General features: G+C 51.0%; 15 protein-coding genes and 1 tRNA gene. 6 read left to right on the top strand and 10 right to left on the bottom strand.

Going from position 1 to position 22,222, the window contains the following annotated elements:
* Positions 1-162: 162 nt before the first annotated feature.
* Positions 163-429 carry an MvaI/BcnI family restriction endonuclease gene (locus RSDT_RS07235; protein ID WP_197702105.1) on the bottom strand — a complete coding sequence of 89 codons (267 nt, stop codon included), beginning with the start codon at positions 427-429 and terminating at the stop codon, positions 163-165.
* A gap of 1,269 nt (positions 430-1,698) precedes the next feature.
* Positions 1,699-1,775, bottom strand: a tRNA-Arg gene (locus RSDT_RS06440).
* Positions 1,776-1,869: 94 nt separating this feature from the next.
* On the opposite strand from RSDT_RS06440, the gene RSDT_RS06435 reads away from it, so the two are divergent.
* Both RSDT_RS06435 and RSDT_RS07230 read left to right on the top strand, forming a co-directional pair.
* On the top strand, positions 1,870-2,646 hold the full coding sequence (locus RSDT_RS06435; RefSeq protein WP_096400140.1) for a sirohydrochlorin cobaltochelatase: 777 nt from the start codon (positions 1,870-1,872) through the stop codon (positions 2,644-2,646).
* Positions 2,647-3,039: 393 nt separating this feature from the next.
* Positions 3,040-3,258 carry a hypothetical protein gene (locus RSDT_RS07230; protein ID WP_197702104.1) on the top strand — a complete coding sequence of 73 codons (219 nt, stop codon included), beginning with the start codon at positions 3,040-3,042 and terminating at the stop codon, positions 3,256-3,258.
* A gap of 193 nt (positions 3,259-3,451) precedes the next feature.
* Here the strand turns inward: RSDT_RS07230 and RSDT_RS06425 are convergent, their stop codons facing one another.
* The 3 genes from RSDT_RS06425 to fba all read right to left on the bottom strand — a co-directional run bounded on the left by RSDT_RS06425 (position 3,452) and on the right by fba (position 7,351).
* Positions 3,452-4,141, bottom strand: coding sequence for an anaerobic ribonucleoside-triphosphate reductase activating protein (locus RSDT_RS06425; protein ID WP_096400138.1), 690 nt, complete (start codon positions 4,139-4,141; stop codon positions 3,452-3,454).
* A 35-nt stretch (positions 4,142-4,176) separates the two neighbouring features.
* The gene (locus RSDT_RS06420; protein WP_096400136.1) at positions 4,177-6,279 is read right to left on the bottom strand and encodes a ribonucleoside triphosphate reductase; all 2,103 of its coding nucleotides are present in this window, start codon (positions 6,277-6,279) and stop codon (positions 4,177-4,179) included.
* Between the two features lie 145 nt (positions 6,280-6,424).
* The gene (fba, locus tag RSDT_RS06415; protein WP_096400134.1) at positions 6,425-7,351 is read right to left on the bottom strand and encodes a class II fructose-1,6-bisphosphate aldolase; all 927 of its coding nucleotides are present in this window, start codon (positions 7,349-7,351) and stop codon (positions 6,425-6,427) included.
* Positions 7,352-7,792: 441 nt separating this feature from the next.
* Between fba and nifJ the strand changes: the two genes are divergently transcribed.
* The 3 genes from nifJ (at position 7,793) to RSDT_RS06400 (ending at position 14,781) form a co-directional block, all read left to right on the top strand.
* Positions 7,793-11,323 carry a pyruvate:ferredoxin (flavodoxin) oxidoreductase gene (nifJ, locus tag RSDT_RS06410; RefSeq protein ID WP_096400132.1) on the top strand — a complete coding sequence of 1,177 codons (3,531 nt, stop codon included), beginning with the start codon at positions 7,793-7,795 and terminating at the stop codon, positions 11,321-11,323.
* A gap of 76 nt (positions 11,324-11,399) precedes the next feature.
* Positions 11,400-13,508, top strand: a complete 2,109-nt coding sequence (gene pta, locus RSDT_RS06405; protein ID WP_096400130.1) for a phosphate acetyltransferase — start codon at positions 11,400-11,402, stop codon at positions 13,506-13,508.
* Positions 13,509-13,569: 61 nt separating this feature from the next.
* The gene (locus RSDT_RS06400) at positions 13,570-14,781 is read left to right on the top strand and encodes an acetate kinase (RefSeq protein ID WP_096400128.1); all 1,212 of its coding nucleotides are present in this window, start codon (positions 13,570-13,572) and stop codon (positions 14,779-14,781) included.
* A gap of 251 nt (positions 14,782-15,032) precedes the next feature.
* On the opposite strand, the gene RSDT_RS06395 is transcribed toward RSDT_RS06400, so the two are convergent.
* Positions 15,033-15,542: a peptidylprolyl isomerase gene (locus tag RSDT_RS06395; protein WP_096400126.1), complete on the bottom strand. Its 510-nt coding sequence runs from the start codon at positions 15,540-15,542 to the stop codon at positions 15,033-15,035.
* A gap of 227 nt (positions 15,543-15,769) precedes the next feature.
* On the opposite strand from RSDT_RS06395, the gene mutY reads away from it, so the two are divergent.
* Positions 15,770-16,873 (top strand): A/G-specific adenine glycosylase, encoded by a 1,104-nt coding sequence (gene mutY, locus RSDT_RS06390; RefSeq protein ID WP_231941834.1) that lies wholly within the window; start codon positions 15,770-15,772, stop codon positions 16,871-16,873.
* Positions 16,874-17,196: 323 nt separating this feature from the next.
* Here the strand turns inward: mutY and ybgF are convergent, their stop codons facing one another.
* From ybgF to ileS, 4 genes are read right to left on the bottom strand one after another with little or no spacing between them, the layout of a single operon-like run.
* A complete protein-coding gene (ybgF, locus tag RSDT_RS06385; RefSeq protein WP_096400124.1) occupies positions 17,197-18,102 on the bottom strand; it encodes a tol-pal system protein YbgF in 906 nt (301 codons plus the stop codon).
* Between the two features lie 28 nt (positions 18,103-18,130).
* Positions 18,131-18,307: a hypothetical protein gene (locus tag RSDT_RS06380; protein WP_231941833.1), complete on the bottom strand. Its 177-nt coding sequence runs from the start codon at positions 18,305-18,307 to the stop codon at positions 18,131-18,133.
* Positions 18,304-18,810: a signal peptidase II gene (gene lspA / locus RSDT_RS06375; RefSeq protein WP_096400122.1), complete on the bottom strand. Its 507-nt coding sequence runs from the start codon at positions 18,808-18,810 to the stop codon at positions 18,304-18,306. Before lspA ends, RSDT_RS06380 begins: the two co-directional genes overlap by 4 nt.
* Complete coding sequence (gene ileS, locus RSDT_RS06370) at positions 18,794-21,643, bottom strand: isoleucine--tRNA ligase (RefSeq protein ID WP_096400120.1); 2,850 nt, start codon at positions 21,641-21,643, stop codon at positions 18,794-18,796. The genes lspA and ileS overlap by 17 nt, the downstream gene beginning before the upstream one ends.
* Positions 21,644-22,222 lie beyond the last annotated feature (579 nt).

Raw genomic sequence — 22,222 nt, 5'->3', positions numbered from 1 at the left:
AAACAAATCATTAAACCACAACAACTATGGTTTATTGTTTAATATTTCACCGTCATTCTTTATAACTGCATCCCGCCAATCATGGTGGCAAAGTCAACACTTATTCGTTCATTATCATGCTCAACCTTTACGTAAAATCCTCTGTCTGAAACATTTGTTGCTTTAATCGTTTGCCGGAAACTTTTTCACCGGGTATGTTAATGTTAACCCAGCTTGTTTATGTGCCCAGCCGTATACGGGTAATAATATTTGTGTTACAAAATTTAAGGCAAGTGGGGATAGATTACTCTCTTTAATCCCGAGCAAATCTTCCAGTGTATTTCCCACCGCATCATTGTTTCTGGAACACACACTTTTAATCCAACCTTGTGAGCGGATATTTATCAAGGCTTGAATAAGGCTTTCTTTTGTATATGTTTCTACAGCCATAACAGTGACTCCTGCTGAATTATTTTGTGTTTATATTTTTGATTAATCTTAACATTTCTGTGAGGCAATTACGCTGCCACCTTGAATATTCTTCATGTGGCATACAATCTACATGGTTTGAATAACCATGTACTAATCGTGCATTTGCCCATTTTCCACCACGCCCGTCTTTCATTCCATTACCAGTAGAATTTTTCAAATTATAATGAGTCACCGCATAAAAATTTGTTGATGCAATCTTCTAGTTTGAGTTCTTTATCTTCTTGCAATTGCTGCATATACATTTCACAAACTATAAAGTAGCATAGTTGTATCAAATTGTAGACGTTAATAGCAGGAGTGCTAAAAATGTCTTTGCAGAATTAAAACTTTTTAAGGTTGTTTCAGCACAGAGAAAAACAAAGGCACAATTTTAAAATATGGAAAATTTTCAGACCTGCAGCTCTCATCCCTGTTTTTACAGGCCAGTATTCGGCTGATATAAAAAAATTTGTCAGGGACACCAAGATAACTGTCTCCAGTATACGCAAAGGCAAACACATTATTGGTGAGGGTTGTTTATATGGCGTAAGCTTCATATTTTCATCCTGCCAGTCGTTAGTTTGGTATCCTAGCGTTAGGTAAACTGACAGACAAGACATTCCCAGAATAAAAAAACGGTACGAGGGAAAACCCGTATGCCAACACATAGGGGGTTAAGGTTATTTTTTGTTATGCGGCATATTGCCGTGTATCACGAACTGTGGTGAATTAGCCGAATTTATTGATATAACAACATTTGGTGTCATTGCCATCCAGCCAATTTTTCAATATCCGTCCAGTTTGAACGTCTACTGATTATCAAACAAGCCTGTGCGATTCTTAAACGAGGTAGCACCTTACAGCCCTCCAAGAACTCCTGCATGTCATCCGCAGAATACCAGATTGGCCCAATTGGCGTTAAGCCTATGAAACATAGGACGATACCCCCGTATCGCCATCCCTGCACAGTTTTTACACTAACATTCAAAAATCCTGCGGTCTCTCGTTCATTAAATAAACCTTTATCAGTGTCATTGACGATAATTCTAACTCCAAAAGCTTACTAGCCTAAAAGTAGAGGGTAAAAACAACCAATAAATGTCCAATAATGGATCGAACTCCCCAATATGGACAGTATTGGTTTTGGGCTAAAAGTCAAGAGAGTGGATGTACAGGCTGATGTTGTGCATATTATGAATGGTGCTATGACGAAGGGCTTATTACGATTTTACCCGTAATCCCTAAAAATGGTGCGCTCGACAGGAATTGAACCTGTGGCCTACAGCTTAGGAGGCTGTTGCTCTGTCCGACTGAGCTACGAGCGCATTGAAGATATGTAGAAGTGCTTATGAGGCATGTCAAGCGTCGGGCGTGTCCGGGTGTTGTTTCTCGCGCTGACGTGTCGTACAAAAAACATGCATGAAACGCGTAATTCTTTTGGTAGCTTTTGGCGCGAGCAGCGTCCAAGGCCGAAGCGCCCTGCAAAACTTTGATGCGATGGTCCGGGAACGCCTTGCAGGGCTGCCTGTACGCTGGGCATACACGTCGCTGCTGTTGCGCGAACGTCTGACGCAGGCCAGACAGAAAAGTGATTCTGTGGTCAAGGCATTGAACAGGCTTACCTTTGAACGCTTTGATGAAGTTGCGGTGCAGCCTTTACAGACCGTCGGCAGAGAGCATGCTGCAGTTTGCGCAGCCGCGGGCGAAGTCGCTGCCGGCGGCGGCATTGACTGTCGTGTCGGCATGCCGCTGTTGACGACAGCGGCTGATGTGCAGGCGGTGGCGAGGGCGATTGTGCGGCATCTGCCGGAGCAGCGTAATCCGGCGGAAGACGTCGTTTTTATGGGGCACGGCGCCAGATATGCAGCTGTTGCCCTCTATGAGGATCTGGCGTGCGCCGTGCGCAATCTGGACGAGCATGTGCATATCGGCGCCATGAATGGCGCGACAGGGCTGGAAAAGATTTTGTCCGCGCTGTCTTCTAACAGGGTATGGCTTATGCCACTGCTTTCTGTGGTGGGGCGACACGCATTGCAGGATATGGCCGGAGAACACAAAGCGTCGTGGCGGTCACGCATAGAGGCCGACGGACGACAGTGCGTGCCCGTGCTCAAGGGCATAGCGGAATACGACGGGTTTGCCGAAATCTGGCTGGGGCATCTTGAGGATCTTGTTCAATCTTTTACGATGGGATGAGGTATGCGCAAGTATGCTACGGCGATACTGTGTTTTGGGTTGTGCCTGACAGGGTGCAGCCCAAAAGAGAGAGCGCAGTCTGCTGCCCCCGGCAAAGGAATAAACAGCTTCAATCCTTACCGACATGAGCGTTTGCCGAACGTCCGCGCTGCGTCGGCAGCGGATGAGCAATTGAAGGGGAGGCGGCATACCGGCAGCATTGGCCTAAGGAACTGTATCCCATTGTTTTTGGCGATCTGCGTGCGCCTCACGGAATTTTGGTGCTGCTTGACTTTGCCGCGCCGCAGAGTGAAAAAATATGGAAGACTGTGATAGAGACAAGTCGTTCTTTCTCCAGCGCAGACAAAGATTCTTGTTTTAGCAAACAGCAGAGAAAATTACGGCACGGATCTGATGGGGCTTGCCATATGGATTTCCTACGCGCGCTCAGGTCAGGCAATGCCGTACTTAAGCCATGCGCTTTCACGCTGGAATATGATCAAGGCAGAGCAAAAGCGCGTCAAAGGTCATGCTGTGCCGTTTACCAATGAGTACGACGCCGCTGTCAACAGATTATCCCATACATTACGAGTAGATAACAAAAGTGCGGCCACCTGTTCCGACACAGGATGAACTTGCGGTGGCAAAATATTGCTATGATGCGAGGAATGTCAATCTGTATTAGGCTGTGCAGATAAGCTGGTATTATGGCGTTAAGAGCCTGCCTGCCGTGATTGTGGACGGCAAGATTCTGGGGTCGATTTCCACCGACGCTATTGTCATGCGCTGAAACAGCCCTGACGCGCTCTGCAGGGAAGAGAAGGCATCAGCGTATGTGGCACGGCTGCCCGCACAGTACCGCCTGTTTCTGCAGCGCTTCCATTTCTTCAAAAGTCAGGGGTCGTCCTTTCTTGCTGCAAAAAACAGGGTCCAGCACACGCCCCTGCCGAACTTTTTGCAGAAAAAGGGGCGCGATGCCTCCTGTAAGCTCCAGTATGACCGCAAAGCTTTCCGCATCTATAAAGGGAGCGACGCAGGGAACGCGAAACTCATGCGCCACGCGGCACTCTTTGAGAAGCGCCATGCTTCGCGTAATTGCCCCCTGTAAAACGCCCAGGCAAATATCTTTTGGATATTGCCGCGGATCGGCTTTTATATCCATAGCCACATAATCCACAAGCTTCAGCTCCAACAGACGTTTCAACACCTCCGGCCTGCTGCCGTTCGTATCCAGCTTGACGGCATACCCAAGATGTTTGCAAAACGCGCAAAAGTCCGCCAGATCACTTTGCAGCGCGGGTTCCCCGCCTGTAACGACAACACCTTCCAGCACCTTCTTGCGTTTCGTCAAGAATGCCGCCACTTCTGTGAAAACAAACGGTTCGTCCCTGCACAAAACCAGCCCTGCATTGTGGCAGTAAGGGCAAAGAAAATTACATCCCTGTGTAAAGACAACAGCACTGACCTTGCCGGGAAAATCCAGCAAACTCGTTTTTTGTATTGCGCCTATCCGCATCACATTATGCCAGCGATTGTGACAAAAAAATGGCGTTATACAACATACGGCGTTCTGTTCGCGTACTCTGCCCTTTTCCCATCATTCCAACGCGACACAGGCCGCAGATACCCCACCACCCTTGAATAGACTTCCGTTTCTCGACTGCACACCGGGCACATCGTCTGTTCTCCCTTCAGGTAGCCGTGGTCGGCGCATATGCTGAACGTGGGCGTCAACGTGAAATAGGGCAAACTATAATTGTCTGTAATGGCGCGTACCATGTTTCGCACTGTTTTTGTATCCGTGACTTCTTCCCCAAGATAACCATGAAGCACAGTTCCGCCGGTGTAGCTCCCTTGCAGTTTGTCCTGTAAATCAAGCGCGTCAAAAATATCTGTGGAGTAATTGACAGGCAGATGCGTGGAATTTGTATAATAAGGCGCCTGCGTCGCGGCAGCAGACTCTTCCCCTGCTTTGCCGTTGGCAAAAAGAATTTCCGGGAATTTTTTCTTGTCCAGCCGCGCAAAACGGTATGAGGTTCCTTCGGCGGGGGTTGCTTCCAGATTAAAAAAATCGCCTGTTTCTACCTGAAATTCTTCCAATTTTCTGCGCATGTGGGCAAGAACCCGCAGAGAAAAATCCTGGCCTTCAGCGGTTGCAATGCCCTTGCCCATGAGGTTCAGGCACGCTTCATTCATGCCGACGATGCCGATGGTGGAAAAATGGTTGAACCAATATGCGTTGTGACGGGCATTCACATCCCGCAAATAAAATGTGGTATACGGGTAAAGCCCGCAGCCTGTGAAGCGTTCCAGTTCCTTGCGCTTGATGACAAGGCTGTCTTTGGCAAGTTTCATCAAGGCGTCCAGCCGGATCAGGAAGTCTTGTTCGTCCCCGGAAAGATGGCCCAGACGCGGCATGTTCATTGTGACAACGCCGATGGAACCGGTGAGAGGGTTGGCTCCGAACAGTCCGCCGCCACGTTTGCGCAATGCGCGGGTGTCGAGCCGTAAACGGCAGCACATGGAACGTGCGTCTTCCGGGGACATATCCGAGTTTACAAAATTGGAAAAATAGGGGATTCCATAGCGTCCTGTCATTTTCCACACGGATTCAAAGCGTTCGCTGCCCCAATCAAAATCCTTAGTGATATTGTAAGTCGGGATCGGAAATGTAAACACACGGCCTTTGTTGTCTCCAGCCATCATAACTTCTGCAAACGCACGATTCAGCACATCCATTTCAGCCTGATAATCCCCGTATACTGTGTCCTGATCTCTGCCGCCGATGATAACGGGAGTATTTTTCAGAAGCGACGGCACATTCATATCCAGCGTAATATTTGTAAACGGCGTTTGAAAGCCTACCCGCGTAGGAATGTTGATATTGAATACAAATTCCTGCAAAGCCTGTTTCACTTCTTCGTATCCTATGCCGTCAGAGCGAAGAAACGGCGCGAGCAGTGTATCAAAGCTGGAAACGGCTTGCGCGCCCGCGGCTTCGCCCTGCAGGGTGTAAAAAAAGTTTGCGAGTTGTCCCAAGGCTGAACGGAAATGCTTGGCAGGGGCGCTTTCCACGTTTCCCGCAACGCCTTTGAAGCCTTGCCGGAGCAGGTCGGCAAGATCCCAGCCCACACAATAAACGGACAGCAAACTCAAATCGTGCAGGTGAAAATCGCCGTTGGCGTGGGCTTCGCGTATTTCAGGCGTATAAATACGATTAAGCCAGTATTCTGAGGTAATGTCAGAAGAGATATAGTTGTTCAGCCCTTGCAGAGAAAAGCCCATGTTGCTGTTTTCCCGCACCCGCCAGTCCATCTTGTTGAGGTAGCCTTCGAGAAGGTCAACGTTGGCCATGGTTTTGATGCTGCGCAATTGGGCGCGTTGTTCCCGGTACAGGATATAGGCTTTGGCCGTCGCCCTGAACGGCGAGTCCAGCAAAACCTGCTCAACCACATCCTGAATGCTCTCTACGTCCGGCGGATTCGGCAAATGCATGGCTTTTGCCAGAGAAAGCACCTGCATGGTCAGCCGTCTGGCCTCGCGTTCTTCAAATTCTCCTGTTGCTTTGCCTGCTTTGTGCAGCGCGGCAGTGATTTTGGCGACGTCAAATTCCGCAACGCGTCCATCCCGCTTTGTAATGGCGGAAAAATACATAGAAAACTCCTGCGTTATGTGGGGGATTACGAAAAATGGGCATAAAAACCTCCACCCCCGAAGGGCGGAGGAAACGAATTTATCCTACAAGAAACCGCATGGCAAAAGCCCCGTGCCAACGGCTTGTCCCTCTGCAAAAGAAATGTCAGGCTTTGCCGGAAGAACCCATCACGTTGCGAATTTTGTGAACCACCATGCTTTTAACGGCTTCACGCGCCGGCGTCAAATACGATCTCGGATCGAACTGATCAGGATGTTCAGCTATAAACTGCCGTATAGAAGCAGTCAGCGCCAGACGAATGTCCGTGTCCACGTTGATTTTGCAAACGCCCATACCGGCGGCCTGACGCAGCATGTCTTCCGGAACCCCTTTCGCGCCGCCGACTTGACCGCCATATTTATTGCACAATGCAACAAATTCCTGCGGCACGCTAGAAGCGCCGTGCAGCACCAACGGATAGCCCTGCAATTTTGCGCTGATGGTTTCAAGGCGGGCAAAATCAAGTTTGGCATCGTCCTGAAACTTGTAAGCTCCATGGCTTGTTCCTATAGCCACTGCCAAAGAATCACAGCCTGTCCGGCGAACAAAATCCACAGCCTGATCCGGATCAGTGTAGACATGTTCAGCGGACTTAACATGCTCCTCCACACCGGCCAATTTGCCAAGTTCCGCCTCAACCCAGACATTCTTTGAATGCGCGTAATCAGCGACCTTTTTTGTCAGGTTGATATTTTCCTCATAAGGCAGATGGGAACCGTCAATCATGACTGAGGAAAAACCGCCGTCTATGCAGTCGCGACACATTTCAAAACTCGGCCCATGATCAAGGTGCACCCCTACGGGCACGGAAGAATCCTCTGCAAGAGCAGCCTCCACAAGCTTCATTATATACGTTTGACCCGCATATTTTCGTGCGCCGGCCGAGACCTGAAGTATCACGGGGGATTTTTCCTCGGAGGCTGCGCGCATGATGCCCTGCACTATTTCCATATTATTGACGTTAAATGCGCCGACAGCATACCGCCCTGCATATGCGGCGGCAAACATTTCACTGGGTCCCATAAGCGGCATGGCTTCCTCCCGGATACGTTAAAAGTTCAAGCATTGCTGGCTCAAGTCACATGAATGAAAGTTGGTGCGTATTATAAAAAAATCTTCAAGGGGGAACAGAGAAAAAAGGTTGTCAGATTTTTTGTTTGACTGTTCAAAAAAACAATTTTATGCTTGTTCACAGGTTATCAACAAACCACACGCAAGTCACCATGAGACCTGCCGACCTGATTTGCCTGAAGCATTTTTATGGACGTCTCCCCCACGTTTTCAGATTAACTACTTCCATCATATTGCGCATTATCCGTCCCGGAGGGTCACGTGGATTGTCAGATGCACGTCCTTACAAGGATGACGGCATCCAGCATCTCTGCCAGCGAAAAACGAGGGAAGCCAGCGGTACAGATACATAGAAGACCTCAAACAACATGCATGCCTTCAAAAAGCGCCTAGGAGGAACCGATGGCTAAGATGCAAACCATGGACGGCAACAACGCGACTGCGTACATTGCCTATGCTCTCTCTGAAACAGCAGCTATTTATCCCATTACACCCTCTTCCGTCATGGGCGAAGTCATGGATGAAATGGCGGCAAAAGGTCAAAAAAATCTTCTGGGGCAAACGGTTCTTGTGCGCGAGATGCAGTCTGAGGCCGGCGCGGCCGGCGTTGTACACGGCATGCTGTCAGGCGGCACACTCACCTCGACTTTTACGGCTTCCCAAGGCTTGCTGCTGATGATCCCTAATATGTACAAGATTGCCGGCGAACAGATGCCCGGCGTTTTCCATGTTGCGGCTCGCGCTCTTGCTTCTCATGCCCTGTCCATCTTCGGCGATCACCAAGATGTCATGGCCTGTCGCCAGACAGGTTTTGCCTTCCTCTGCGCCTCGTCAGTACAGGAATGTATTGACATGGCGCTAATTGCACATCTTTCGGCCATTGACTCCGGTGTTCCCTTCTGCCATTTCTTTGACGGGTTCCGCACTTCGCACGAAGTGCAAAAAATAGAACTCATCGACTACGAGGATATCAAGGGCCTCGTGAACTGGGACAAGGTGGCGGACTTCCGCTCCGACGCCCTGAACCCGGAGCATCCACACATTCGCGGCACAGCCCAAAACCCTGATATTTATTTCCAAAATCGTGAAGCGGCCAACCCCTACTACAGTGCTGTGCCGGCCATCGTGCTGGAAAACATGAAAAAAGTTGCAGCCATCACCGGGCGCAAACACCATCTGTTTGACTATATGGGGCATCCTGAGGCTGACCGCGTTGTCATCAGCATGGGGTCATCCTGCGAAGTGCTTGAAGAGACGGTCAACTATCTGAACAAATTCGGCCAGCGCGTTGGCCTTGTCAAAGTACATCTCTATCGTCCGTTCTCGGCCGAACATCTTCTGCAGGCCATTCCAGCCGGTGTTGCAACCCTTGCCGTGCTTGACAGGACGAAAGAAATGGGCGCGCCGGGCGAACCGCTGTATCAGGATATCTGTACCGCCTGCCTGGAAAACGGCGAGGCGCCGAAAATTATAGGCGGTCGTTACGGATTGGGCTCCAAAGATTTTACGCCCGGCATGGCAAAAGCCGTGTATGACAACATGCTGAGCCTTGCGCCGAAAAATCACTTCACTGTCGGCATTCATGATGATGTAACCAACCTGTCACTTGATGTGGAAGAAGAAATTGACACTATGCCTGAAGGCACAGTGCAGTGCAAATTCTTCGGCATCGGCGCTGACGGCACAGTGGGCGCGAACAAGCAGGCCGTCAAAATCATCGGTGACAACACAGACATGTATGCTCAGGCATACTTCGCTTACGACTCCAAAAAGTCAGGCGGATTTACAGTGTCGCACCTGCGTTTCGGCAAACAGCCGATACAGTCTTCCTACCTGATCACGCAAGCCGACTATATAGCCTGCCACAAAGCGGCGTATGTAACGCAATACGAGGTGCTGGACGGCATCAAGGACGGCGGCGTCTTTGTGCTCAATTCCAACTGGTCGCTCAAGGATATGGAAAAGCATCTGCCCGCCTCCATAAAACGGATTATCGCCCGCAAAAAGCTCAAATTTTACAATGTGGACGCAGTCAAGGTAGCGCAGGAGGTCGGTCTTGGCGGCCGTATCAATATGATTATGCAGACGGTCTTCTTCAAGCTTGCCAAGGTTATTGACTTTCAGAAAGCCTGCGACCTGCTCAAGGAATCCATCAAAAAGACTTATGGTATTAAGGGCGACAAGATCGTCAATATGAACATTGCCGCTGTTGACAAAGGATCGGACGCCCTGCAGGAAGTCAAGTACCTAGATTCCTGGGCAAATGCCGTTGACGAGGCGGCAACAACCTGTTGCTGTGAAGACGAATACATCCGCGACTATATCCGTCCCATTCTGGCGCAACGCGGCGACAAGCTGCCTGTCTCAACCATGCACCCGGCCGGCTTTATGCAGCCAGGCACAGCGGCATGCGAAAAACGTGGCGTTGCCATTGACATCCCCGAATGGCAGTCGGCCAACTGCATCCAATGCTGCCAATGCTCTTTTATTTGCCCGCACGCAGCCATCCGGCCCGTTCTGGCTTCCCTCGATGAACTGGCAACATCCCCAAAAACCTTTGAAACAAAAGACGCTATCGGCAAAGAACTCAAGGGCTACAAATTCCGCATGCAAATCTACCCTGAAGACTGCCTCGGCTGCGGCTCCTGCGCCGATATTTGCCCGGTCAAAGAAAAAGCGCTTGTCATGAAGCCGCTCGAAACCCAAATAGAAGCGCAAAAAACCAATCTTGATTTTGCTGATGGCTTTATCTCGCTGAAAGACGACCTCATGCCCCGCAATACGCTTAAAGGTTCGCAGCTTCAGCAGCCGCTGCACGAATTCTCCGGCGCATGCGGCGGGTGCGGTGAAACGCCCTATGTCAAACTGCTCACCCAGATGTTCGGCGAACGCATGTTGGTGGCTAACGCCACAGGTTGTTCCTCCATCTGGGGAGCCTCATCGCCGACAACGCCGTACACCACAAACAAAAACGGCTTCGGCCCGGCCTGGGGCAATTCGCTCTTTGAAGACGCAGCCGAATACGGTTACGGCATAGGGCTCGCGTATGTTCAGCGTCGCGCGCGCCTTGCCATGATTGTTCAAGAAGCAGTCAAGGCGGATGGTGTTTCAAAGGATATCAAGCCAACCTTGCAAGGCTGGCTCGACAATAAAGACGATTCCGAAGGCTCGCGCGAATATGGCGAAAAAATTGTAGCGCTCCTCGACGGTCTTGACAACCAGCATCTGGCTTCACAACTTTGGGATATGGAAGACCTCTTTACCAAAAAGAGCGTCTGGATATTCGGCGGTGACGGATGGGGCTATGATATCGGATACGGTGGACTGGATCATGTTCTGGCCTGCGGCGACGACATCAATGTTCTTTTAATGGACACTGAAGTGTACTCCAATACAGGCGGTCAATCGTCCAAGGCAACCCCGCTCGGCGCTGTGGCGCAATTTGCGGCCGCCGGCAAGCGTACCGGCAAAAAAGACCTGGGCCGCATGGCCATGACTTACGGTTATGTATATGTGGCGTCAATCGCTATGGGTGCCGACAAACAGCAGGTGCTTAAGGCCTTCCGTGAAGCTGAGGCGTATAAAGGGCCTTCGCTGATCATTGCCTACGCGCCTTGCATCAATCATGGCCTGCGAAAAGGCATGGGCAAGAGCATGGAAGAAGCAAAAATGGCCGTCCAAAGCGGCTATTGGCCTCTATACCGCTTTAACCCAGAACTGGCAAAAGAAGGCAAGAATCCCTTCCAGCTTGATTCCAAGGAGCCTGCTTCTCCCTTGCTTGACTTCCTGGAAGGCGAAGTGCGTTTCTCTTCCCTTGAAAAAATAAATCCTGAAGCCTCAAAAGTGTTGAAAGCCGAGCTGGCCAAGTCGTATGCCGAACGGTATGCCCTGTACAAGCAGCTTGCGGACATGCCCAGCCTCTCTGTAAAATAACTTTCTGTCAATACGGACTCGCCCGGCCTTTGTGGTCGGGCACCCTGTCAAAAACATTGCCGGGAAATGGAGACATATGCATAACGGCCTCTACATTACCGCGACATCGCAGCGCAACGGAAAAAGCGCCATTGCCCTCGGCACAATGCAGATGCTCCGCCGCACTATGCGCAATGTGGCCATATTTCGACCGATTATCAGTGAACCACAGCTTAATGACCTTGATCCGGACATCAATCTGATGCTTCAATATTTCAAAATCAACATGAACTATGCCGACACCTTTGCCTACACATACACTGAAGCGCGCGAAATCATCAACCAGGGTTCACGCAATCTGCTCGTGGAAGATATATTGCAAAAATACAAAAAACTTTTACGGGAGCATGATTTTGTCCTCTGTGTCGGGACGGATTTTCTGGGTAAGGATCCTGTGCTGGAATTTGAACTCGATGTCGAAATTGCGGCAAATCTGGGCTGCCCCGTGATGTTGGTGACAAGCGGCGAAAACAAAACAGCGGATGAAGTACGCGAATCCCTGCAATTTGTCCTGGACGAGCTTGCGCAATACTCTGTGGATGTGGTGGCTATCATTATCAACTGGTGCAACCTAACACAGACAGAGCTTGATGAGCTGCGACAGAATTTCAACAAAGACAGTACAAATCCCCCGCTCATATACACCGTGCCCAACGAACCCGCCATCGGCAAATCCACCATGAACGATGTGAGAAAAACCCTCAAAGCCGAGGTGCTCTTTGGGCACAACCATTTGGACGCTTTGGTGGACGACTATCTTGTGGCGGCAATGCACGCGGATAATATGCTAAAATACATCGCAAAAAACCAGTTGATTATCTCCCCCGGCGACCGCACGGATGTGCTTCTTGTTGCCATTGCAACTCGGCTCTCCGCTACAAAACCCGACGTTGCCGGAGTACTTCTGACCGGCGGACTGCGACCGCCTGCGGAAGTCTGCAACCTGATTGAAGGCTGGACCGGTTCGTCTTTGCCTATTCTGCTCACGCAGCACAACACATATAAAACCATACTGGCGCTCAGGGAAGTCTGTAACCTGATTGAGCCTGACGATCTGCGTAAAATCAACACAGTGCTCGGCCTTTATGAGCACTATATCAACGGCAAGGAAATATCTGGCCGTCTTGAGACAAAACGCGGCAGCCGCATGACGCCGATGATGTTTGAATTTGAACTCATTGAACGGGCCAAGAGCAACAAAATGCGCATTGTTCTGGCTGAAGGCGTTGAAGAACGCATTCTACGTGCAACAGATATATTGCTGCGCCGGGAAGTGGCCGACATTATCCTCTTGGGTGATACGGACAAAATTGCTCACAAAGCCAATGCCCTGGGACTGAACATCACCAAGGCCACCCTGATTGATCCTGTAAAAGCGCCTGATTTCGACGACTACGCACAAAGCTACTACGAGTTTCGCAAAAGCAAGGGCGTCACTCCTGAGCAAGCACGCGACGTCATGGTCGACGCCACCTATTACGCCACAATGATGGTGAAAAAAAATAACGCTGACGGCATGGTTGCAGGCGCAGTAAACACGACAGCCCACACCATCCGTCCCTCTTTTGAGTTCATCAAGACAAAACCCGGCTGTTCAGTGGTGTCATCCGTATTTCTTATGTGTCTTAAAAACCGCGTTCTTGTCTTCGGCGACTGCGCTGTAAACCCGAATCCCACGGCACAACAGCTGGCTGAAATTGCCATAGCTTCGGCCCATACAGCCAGTGTCTTCGGCATTGAACCGCGCGTCGCCATGCTCTCGTATTCCACCGGCACATCCGGCAAGGGGGCTGATGTGGATCTTGTTGTGGAAGCAACAAAAATTGCCAAAGATATGGCCCCGGATCTCGCACTTGAAGGACCGTTGCAGTACGACGCCGCCATCGACCCCACTGTCGCAAAAACAAAATTGCCCGGCAGTCAGGTTGCAGGTCAGGCGACGGTTTTCATTTTCCCGGATTTAAACACCGGCAACAACACATACAAAGCAGTACAGCGCGCTGCGCAAGCACTGGCCATAGGTCCTGTGCTGCAGGGACTGAACAAACCTGTTAATGATCTCTCACGGGGATGCACTGTCGCCGATATTGTCAACACGGTGGCCATCACAGCAGTGCAAGCAGCAGCTGAAAAACAGAAGAAATAAGGCCGTTGTATCAGACTGTTTTGTTGTTAATCATCCAAACAACGCATCAAGGATTATGACTATGAAAGTACTGATAATAAACGCTGGTTCCTCGTCATGCAAATACCAGCTGCTGGAAATGGACACGCGCACTGTGCTTTGTTCCGGTCTTGTTGAACGCATCGGCTGCTCGACAGGATGCCTCACCCATAAAAATTTTTCAGGCGACAGGCAAGAGCAAATTGTACGCGAACATGCTTTCCCGACGCATGTCAAAGGCATGGAAGAAGCCATAGCCCTGCTGACGGATTCAAAAGTCGGCGGCGTCAAAGACAAAAGCGAAATTGTGGCGATAGGTCACCGTGTGCTGCACGGCGGAGAATTCATCACGGATACCGTACTGGTTGATGCCCACGTCAAGGATATTATCCGTGAGCATTTTGTGCTTGGGCCGCTGCACAATCCGGCAAACCTCATGGGTATTGAAGTTGCGGAAAAACTTTTCCCGGGCATTCCCAACGTGGCGGTATTTGATACGGAGTTCGGCATGGGCATGCCTGAAGAAGCCTTTATGTATGCCTTGCCGTATCAACTGTATGAGGATTTGAAAATTCGCCGTTATGGCTTCCATGGCACATCACACAAATATATTGCCCATAAGACCGCTGAATATCTTGGCAAACCGCTCAAAGAACTGCGTTCTGTCACCATGCATCTGGGCAACGGCTCCTCCATGACTTGCGTTAAAGACGGTAAATGCTTTGACACCAGTATGGGGCTGACCCCCTTGGAAGGCCTTGTTATGGGCACGCGTTGCGGGAGCGTCGATCCCGCCATTGTTCCCTTTGTCATGGAAAAAAAAGGCCTTTCCCCTGCTGAAGCTGACAGATTGATGAACAAAGAATCCGGTCTGCTTGGCCTTTGCGGCTACACAGACATGCGCGATGTGCACAGCCAGATTGCGGCAGGCAACAAGCGTGCGGAGCTGGCGCTTAAAATACTCGTGCGCAGCGTTAAAAAAATGCTTGGCGCATACGTGGCTCTGCTGGAAGGCAAAGTTGACGCCATGGTCTTTACTGCCGGCATCGGTGAAAATGACAACATCACACGTGCAAAAGTGTGCTATGGGCTTGAGTATTTAGGCGTCAAACTGGACGAAGCGGAAAATAACACGCGCAAAGCCGGAGCACGCGCCATCTCCACACCCGACAGCAAAATACCTGTGCTGATTATCCCCACAAATGAAGAACTGCAAATCGCCATGGCGACTGTGGAAATAATAGCACGAAAATAGCTGCTTGTTATATATGGGTAAAAATTCCGGACAACGCCCGGAATTTTTACCCATATATAAAAAAATCCATTACCATGACCGTGTGCGCAATCTGCTGCCAGACAGGCCAACCGCCGTTTTTTTCCGCCCATCCATATATTCTCAGGACAGATATCTATATATTCCGCCAATAAACTATACGCCCGATCAAAATGCCCCTGCGACGCCAAAACTGTTTCACGAGACATACATAATCACTCCTGCACGCTATTTTACTCAAAACGGCTTGCGCCGGTTATCAATACCATATCAACAGGCACGTTTTCGTGTATTCCCTGATTTTTTGTCTTCACCTTCGCTATCTTATCCACAACATCCATCCCTTCAACAACTTTGCCGAAGACACAATACCCCCACCCGTCAGGCGTTGGCGCGCTATGATCCAGAAAGCTGTTGTCCGCCAGATTGATAAAAAACTGCGCCGTCGCGCTGTGCGGATCAGCAGTGCGGGCCATAGCCACGGCGCCGCGCTCGTTGGGCAGCCTGTTGTCGGCTTCATTCTCCACCGGGATTCCGGTGTCTTTTTCCTCCATACGCGCTGAAAGACCGCCGCCCTGAATCATAAAACCTGGAATAACGCGATGAAAAATGGTATTTTCATAAAAACCCACATCAACATACTGTAAAAAATTAGCAACAGTTTTCGGCGTCTTGTCCGGGTAAAGTTCCAATAAAACATCCCCTGATGAAGTTTCAAGCAACACTGTAAGATTATCTGCCATACCTGCTCTTTATCAAATGCTGAACATGCTGTTCGCCTGCGCACGATGCTGAAATTCCACAACAGTCCAAACAAGATATTCCAAGCATAGACGGGATGACAATACATGAAGAGCTGTCTATTATGTATTCCATGCAGCCGTCAACGACAAATAGATTCTCGCAATTTCCTCTCACGAGGCTACAATGCAACTCATCCGCCCGGCGGCATTGCCCCCCCAAAACGCATTTGTCAGAGCTGCAAAAGGGATTGCTTGACTGGTTTGCCGAACATAAACGACCATTGCCTTGGCGCGCCAGCTATACCCCTTACGAAGTCTGGATTTCAGAAATCATGCTCCAACAAACACAAATGGAACGCGGCGTTCAGTACTTCAAGCGCTGGATGACGCGTTTCCCCGATGTGAGAAGCCTTGCCGCGGCATCTGAAGATGAAGTGCTGCGGCTTTGGGAGGGCTTAGGCTATTATTCCCGCGCGCGACACATTCTTGCCGCTGCCCGCCACATCGTGCAAGAGCACAAGGGACGCTTTCCCTCTGATCTTGCTGCAATTCGAGCCTTGCCCGGCGTGGGCCCGTACACGGCAGGGGCTATAGCCAGCATTGCCTTTGGAAAAAAACTGCCTTGCGTGGACGCCAATGTGGAGCGTGTGCTGGCACGCATCTTGAACATTGACACTCCAGTCAAACAGGAGCCAGCTGCCTCAAATATTCGTGAGACAGCACTGAAACTCGTACCGGAGGGCAAAGCACGTGAACACAATCAGGCAATAATGGAACTTGGTGCGCTTGTTTGCGCCAGAATCCCCAGATGCGACCGCTGCCCTGTGTCTGTGTATTGCATCAGCAACTACGAAGGCCTAACGGACAAACGTCCCGTGCCCGGCAAAAAAATAGCTGTCAAACCGTTTGTTGTGGCAACAGGCGTTTTGCTGCATCGTGGCAGAATATTTGTTCAAAAGCGTCACATCGGCAGGGTTTGGGGCAATCTTTGGGAATTTCCCGGTGGCAAAGTCAACGAAGGTGAAAACGCAAAAACCGCCGTAGTGCGAAAATTTCTGGAGGAAACAGGCTTTGCGGTATACACGGCGCAGGAATATGGCATCATTCGTCACAGCTACACCACATATAAAATCACTATGCACTGTTTTGGAGTGGAGCTCAAAAATCCCCCCTGTCTGACAGACAGCCTGCCTCCCCCACCGCTGCTGACGGCAGCCTGCGCTTGGCAATGGGCCGATCCGGCAGCAATTGAAACCTTGCCCATGCCCGCGCCGCACCGCAAGCTCGCGCAGCAAATATTTGCGACAAGTGAGCAGCAATGTCTCAACTAGAACCTGTCAACACTATTTGAGAGTCTCAACATTGAGGACAAAAACAACAAAAGCAAGAAACTTGACCAAGCTTGTCATACTTGAGGCAATGCTGTCCGGCTAAGGGATGAAAATGCTGTGCATATCCAGAGTGATACGGCTCTCAGATTTTATTTGCTTCCGGCCTGCCAAAAATTTTCAAGCCGTTTCAAACGCTCCGTACAACAGCTTTTGGGATTATCCCAATTGACCTGTTTTGAACAGCTTCTCTCGAAGAACTCCTGAATCCAAAACGACGAAAACCATATGCCCGCTCCCCGTTGGCTCAATTGTTGTCGCTTCGATTATTTATTGGTCTTCAAAAATGTTTTGGCGCGCGCTGCTTCAAGAGAATTGGGGAATTTTTTGATCAATTCCTGCATACGAGTTTTGGCCGCTGCTCCCTGATTGAGCTTGCTGAAGCATATCCCCTGCTTCAAATAGGCGCCGGGCGTGGATGACGACGAAGGGTATTTTTTGATCACTGTATCATACGCAAGCGCCGCATCGGCAAACTGGTTACGCTGGAATTGACATTCCGCCAGATAAAACTGCGCTTCCGAAACTAAATTGTGCGTTTTGTAATTTTTCAGAAAATCAGAGAAAGAACGCTGCGCCTCAACATAGTTGCGAGCGTTATAGGAATTGACGCCAGCGTCAAACAGGGCCAAGGATATGTCTTTTTGCGGTGCCTGCACAATAGGCTGCGGCGACGGCTGCCCCCACACGGCGGAGCTGGGGGCCTGCGCGCCGCCCGGAAGCGAAGGGTCTCCGTATGTCGGTTGCGGCTGGGACGACGGCGTGACCGTGCTGGCCGTAGGAATGCCCACTGCGGGCGCGTACAGCGGCGTCATGGGCGAGCCTGTCGGCATCGACGCGTCACCAAGATTGAGATCCAGCACCATACTGTTTTCCACCTGACGCAATGCCGCGTCGTGCCGGTTGACACGATCCACAAGCGCGCGCACGCCGCCCGCGTTATGCAGATCGTCCATTTGTCCCTTAATCTGGTTCAATTCCTGACGCATGGCCTGCACCTGGCTCCAGACATCCGCCTGTGCAGGCTGCAATTGCCGCAACTGCATATCGTGCTGCTGCACCTGCTGGTCCAGGTTAAGGCTGCCGCCTGCAGAAGAACTCTGCAGGCAGGCGCTCAACAAAAAAGTGACGCACACCAAGGTGAAGCCGGAGAAGAAACGCAGGATCTTCATAACAAGCCTCGTTTAACATTGAATTTTTTTAGGGCTTTTTGACGCCCGATAAAAATGCCGAGACCGGCAAAAACACTGCGTACACAAGCCACAGCGCCCGCTGCAGGGGATCTGCAAACTCATGATCCCAGATATGCCGGATACTCCGGACAACAGGGAGCATAGGGATGAGTGCCGCCAGAAGATGCCACCATGCGAATGTCACAGCACTGTTCCTTCCCGGCTGACCACGGCTGCCGACGATTGCCGCCAGTGAAGAAGACATGCCAGAAAAGCGCCCATGCAGATGGACATGTCGGCTACATTAAAAGCAGGCCAGTGCAGGCCGCCGATATGAAAATCCAAAAAATCCACTACTGCCCGGAAACGCAGGCGGTCCGCAAGATTGCCCAGCGCCCCGCCGAGCACAAAACCCAGACAGGTGAAGAGCCAAGGCTGGTAGCGCGCCGTGCGGACAAGGGCAAATATTGTCCAAGCAGCCACAACAGTGGCGGCCAAGAAAAGCCAGAATTGCCACTCAATATCCGAGCGGTTTAAAAAACCAAACGCGGCCCCGCGATTGCGTATATTAACCAGATCGAACAAATCGGGAATCACCATGACTGAACGGTATTCCGGAATAAATGCCATAATCAGCCACTTTGAGGCCTGATCCAGCACAAAAACCAGCACGGCCATGCCGCCCAGAATTTTATAGCGATGTCGCATTCCGTCGTCCTTGGTTTATCTTGGCACTGCCCCGAAGCACACCCGCGCAGCGTGGGCAAAGCCCAAGGCGGGCGGGGTCACTGCCTAGTTCTGTGCTGTAAATCCAGCATCGCTCGCATTTTTCGCCACGGGCTTTTTCCACGCCAATAGCAAGACCTGCCACATCAGCATCACGAAAGGCCGACTGCGGCGCTACGGACAGGTCAGCCACTTCCAGTTGGGACACAATGCACACTGCGCGCAAGTCCGTATGCAGTGCGTCAAGCTGACCACGCAGCCCATCCGATACAAAAAGCGTTACCCGCGTGTCCAGAGAATGCCCTATGATTCCGTCACGCCGCAACACCTCAATCGCTTTTGTCACAACACCGCGCACGGACAAAAGCGCTCTCCAGCCGTTCCTGCGATCCTCATCAAGCTTGCAGGCGTCAAGAGAGATGGGCGGAAGGGCAAATACCGTCGGCGCAGACCCGCGCAACGCCGCAGGGAGATGGCTGAAAATTTCCTCAGCCGTGAAGGAAAGCACCGGCGCCATATCGCGCAACAACAGGGAGAGGATGTGCCAAAGGGCCGTCAGAGCGGAGCGACGGAGCGTGTCTTCCGCTCCCTGTGCGTAGAGACGGTCTTTGACAATATCCAGATATATGGCGGAAAGATCTGTCACACAATAGTTGTGCAGGCAGTGATATACCTTGTGGAATTCAAATTCCGCATACGCCTCCTGCACGCGTTTGTGTGTCCGGACTGCCGCGTCAAGGGCAAAACGATCTAGGGGCGTCAGCGCGCCAAGCGGCAGCAGTGCCTGCGGGACCAGATCAGTGAGATTACCCAGAATAAAACGGCAGGTATTGCGAATGCGACGGTAGGCGTCTACAAGACGGCCCAGAATTTGATCGGAAATGCGGATGTCTTCGCGGTAATCTACAGAAGACACCCACAAGCGCACGATTTCCGCGCCAAATTTTTCAATCAGTTCCTGCGGGGCGATCACATTGCCGACAGATTTTGACATCTTTCGGCCTTCCCCGTCCACAACATATCCGTGGGTCAGCACAGCCCTGTACGGCGCGCGGCCGCGCGTGCCTAGCGAAGCGAGTAGGGAAGAGTGAAACCAGCCGCGGTACTGATCCGAGCCTTCCAGATACATATCCGCCGGGAAACGCAGTTCCGGGCGTTTTTCCAGCACAGCGGCAAAACTCGTGCCCGAGTCAAACCAGACGTCCAGAATATCCGTTTCTTTTTTCCAGCAGCGGCCGTCGCAGTGCGGACAACGCAAGTCTTTGGGCGTTATTTCACGTATGTCGGCTTCAAACCAGTAATCGCAGCCGGTTGGGTGGCTGACGAAACGATCGGCCATGTCCCGCATCCAGGCCGGGTCATTCCACGCCTCGCCACAATCTTCACACAGCAGGGCCATGATAGGAACGCCCCATTGGCGCTGGCGTGAAATGCACCAATCCGGCCGGGATTCAATCATATTATAAATGCGCTCACGGCCCCAGGCCGGAATCCAGTGCACGTCACTATTGATGGTTTCCAAGGCGCGGTCGCGCAAATCATTTTTTTCCATACTGATGAACCATTGTGTGGTGGCGCGAAAAATTACAGGCTGTTTACAGCGCCAGCAGTGCGGGTAAGAATGCTCCAGTCTGCCCTGCCACAGCAACGCACTGGCTTCTTCCAGTACGGCCAGCACAGCGGGATTGGCTTCCATCACGTTCATGCCCGCAAACAGTGGAACAGCAGGTAAAAAACAGCCGTCGTCGTCCAATGGAGAATAGACTTCAAGTCCGTATTTCAAGGCCACGTCATAATCTTCGCGGCCGTGCCCCGGCGCGGTGTGTACGCAGCCTGTGCCGGCATCCAGCGTCACGTGGATCCCGAGCGTCAGGGGAGAGGGTCTGTCATAAAAAGGGTGACGGGCCACAAGCCCTTCTAACTGCGCACCGGATGCGCGCCCCAGAATATGGGGATGTTTCCAGGCGAACAGGTCGGCGCACGGCGCAAGACGGTCTTCCGCCAGCAAAAACTGCGCGCCGTTTATCTCCACAAGCAGATAGACAAACTCAGGGTGCAGGCAGACGGCCATATTGTCCGGCAGGGTCCAGGGCGTTGTTGTCCAGATGACCACGCTGGCTCCGGCAGGGTCAGCCATGGGAAACAGCTTTGACAACGCCGCATCCGGCAACGGAAAAGCCACATAAACGGACGGCGAAATACGGTCGTGATATTCCACTTCCGCTTCGGCCAGAGCGGTATGACACGAACAACACCAGTAAATGGGCTTCTTGGCGCGCAGCACGCTGCCTTTTTCTACAAAATCGGCGAGTTCACGGGCCGTGGCGCCCTCATAGGCCGGATCCATGCTCATATATGGGGCGTCCCATGCGCCGAGCACGCCCAGTCGTTTGAATTCCTTGCGCTGCACGTCAATCCAGCCGGCCGCGTACTCGCGGCACAGTTTACGCACAACATGGGTGGACAGCGTTTTTTTCTTTTCTTTGAGCTGCTGCTCCATCTTATGTTCAATGGGCAGGCCGTGGCAGTCCCACCCAGGCACATAGCTGGCCGTAAAACCTTGCATATTGCGTGATTTAACAATGATGTCCTTGAGTATCTTGTTCAACGCCGTGCCCAGATGGATGTGCCCGTTGGCATAGGGGGGGCCGTCGTGCAGCACGTATTCGCCCCTGTTTGACGAGGCCTGCACCATTGCGTCAAAAGCACGCGTCTCTTCCCATTTCTTAAGAATTTCCGGTTCGCGTTGAACGAGGTTTGCCTTCATGGGAAAGTCTGTCTTCGGCAGATTCAATGTTTTTTTATAATCACTCATGCTGGTTCCCGGCGTTTGTCCCACACCCTGAAAAATAACGGCATTATGCTTGTAGAAGAATAGTAAATATGCAGAACGCGCCTACCAAAGTCAAGAAAGCAGCATAATGAAGAGATTCACTTTCACAATAATTTGACATCAGTGCCTAATTATTAAAAATTTCGAGCATTATTTTCAAACTGACTGCCCTTGACATCACGCTTTCTTATACAAAAGGCTTTGCAGTTTCGTTGTAAGCGGAGATAAAGCGTTCCATATGAACGGCAAGTTCTTCCTGCCCCTGAATCTCTTCCTGCGCACAGACTTCCGGGACAAAATACCGAACCGTATTCCCTCCATGTTGAGTCGGCTTGCGCTTGTCGGCGTGTAGTGAAAAAATACGTTCGGATGTTTTTCAAGTCAGGCTTCATGCCGCTTGTGATTGTCGAAATTTTAGCAATTAGACACTAATAATCAATTGTTTTGCTTGATAAAAATATCAAAAAACATCACAAAGGTGAACCTCTCGCAAAGTAACACGGCGCTTCTGTTGACAGCGTGTCATATTTTTGCAAAGGTTAACGCCGTTTATTTATATCG

Source organism: Candidatus Desulfovibrio trichonymphae (assembly GCF_002355955.1).
Taxonomy (GTDB): Bacteria; Desulfobacterota; Desulfovibrionia; order Desulfovibrionales; family Desulfovibrionaceae; genus Desulfovibrio; species Desulfovibrio trichonymphae.
The sequence above is the reverse complement of the archived record's forward strand: the minus strand, read 5'-3'. Positions and strand labels throughout refer to the sequence as shown.

Excerpts from the sequence above, each read along its gene's own strand:
- RSDT_RS06400 (WP_096400128.1), top strand. The coding sequence starts at position 13,570 with ATGAAAGTACTGATAATAAACGCTGGTTCCTCGTCATGCAAATACCAG.
- ileS (WP_096400120.1), bottom strand. The coding sequence starts at position 21,643 with ATGAGTGATTATAAAAAAACATTGAATCTGCCGAAGACAGACTTTCCC.
- ybgF (WP_096400124.1), bottom strand. The coding sequence starts at position 18,102 with ATGAAGATCCTGCGTTTCTTCTCCGGCTTCACCTTGGTGTGCGTCACT.
- lspA (WP_096400122.1), bottom strand. The coding sequence starts at position 18,810 with ATGCGACATCGCTATAAAATTCTGGGCGGCATGGCCGTGCTGGTTTTT.
- fba (WP_096400134.1), bottom strand. The coding sequence starts at position 7,351 with ATGCCGCTTATGGGACCCAGTGAAATGTTTGCCGCCGCATATGCAGGG.
- pta (WP_096400130.1), top strand. The coding sequence starts at position 11,400 with ATGCATAACGGCCTCTACATTACCGCGACATCGCAGCGCAACGGAAAA.
- RSDT_RS06425 (WP_096400138.1), bottom strand. The coding sequence starts at position 4,141 with ATGCGGATAGGCGCAATACAAAAAACGAGTTTGCTGGATTTTCCCGGC.
- RSDT_RS06395 (WP_096400126.1), bottom strand. The coding sequence starts at position 15,542 with ATGGCAGATAATCTTACAGTGTTGCTTGAAACTTCATCAGGGGATGTT.
- RSDT_RS07235 (WP_197702105.1), bottom strand. The coding sequence starts at position 429 with ATGGCTGTAGAAACATATACAAAAGAAAGCCTTATTCAAGCCTTGATA.
- nifJ (WP_096400132.1), top strand. The coding sequence starts at position 7,793 with ATGGCTAAGATGCAAACCATGGACGGCAACAACGCGACTGCGTACATT.
- RSDT_RS07230 (WP_197702104.1), top strand. The coding sequence starts at position 3,040 with ATGGGGCTTGCCATATGGATTTCCTACGCGCGCTCAGGTCAGGCAATG.
- RSDT_RS06420 (WP_096400136.1), bottom strand. The coding sequence starts at position 6,279 with ATGTATTTTTCCGCCATTACAAAGCGGGATGGACGCGTTGCGGAATTT.
- RSDT_RS06435 (WP_096400140.1), top strand. The coding sequence starts at position 1,870 with ATGAAACGCGTAATTCTTTTGGTAGCTTTTGGCGCGAGCAGCGTCCAA.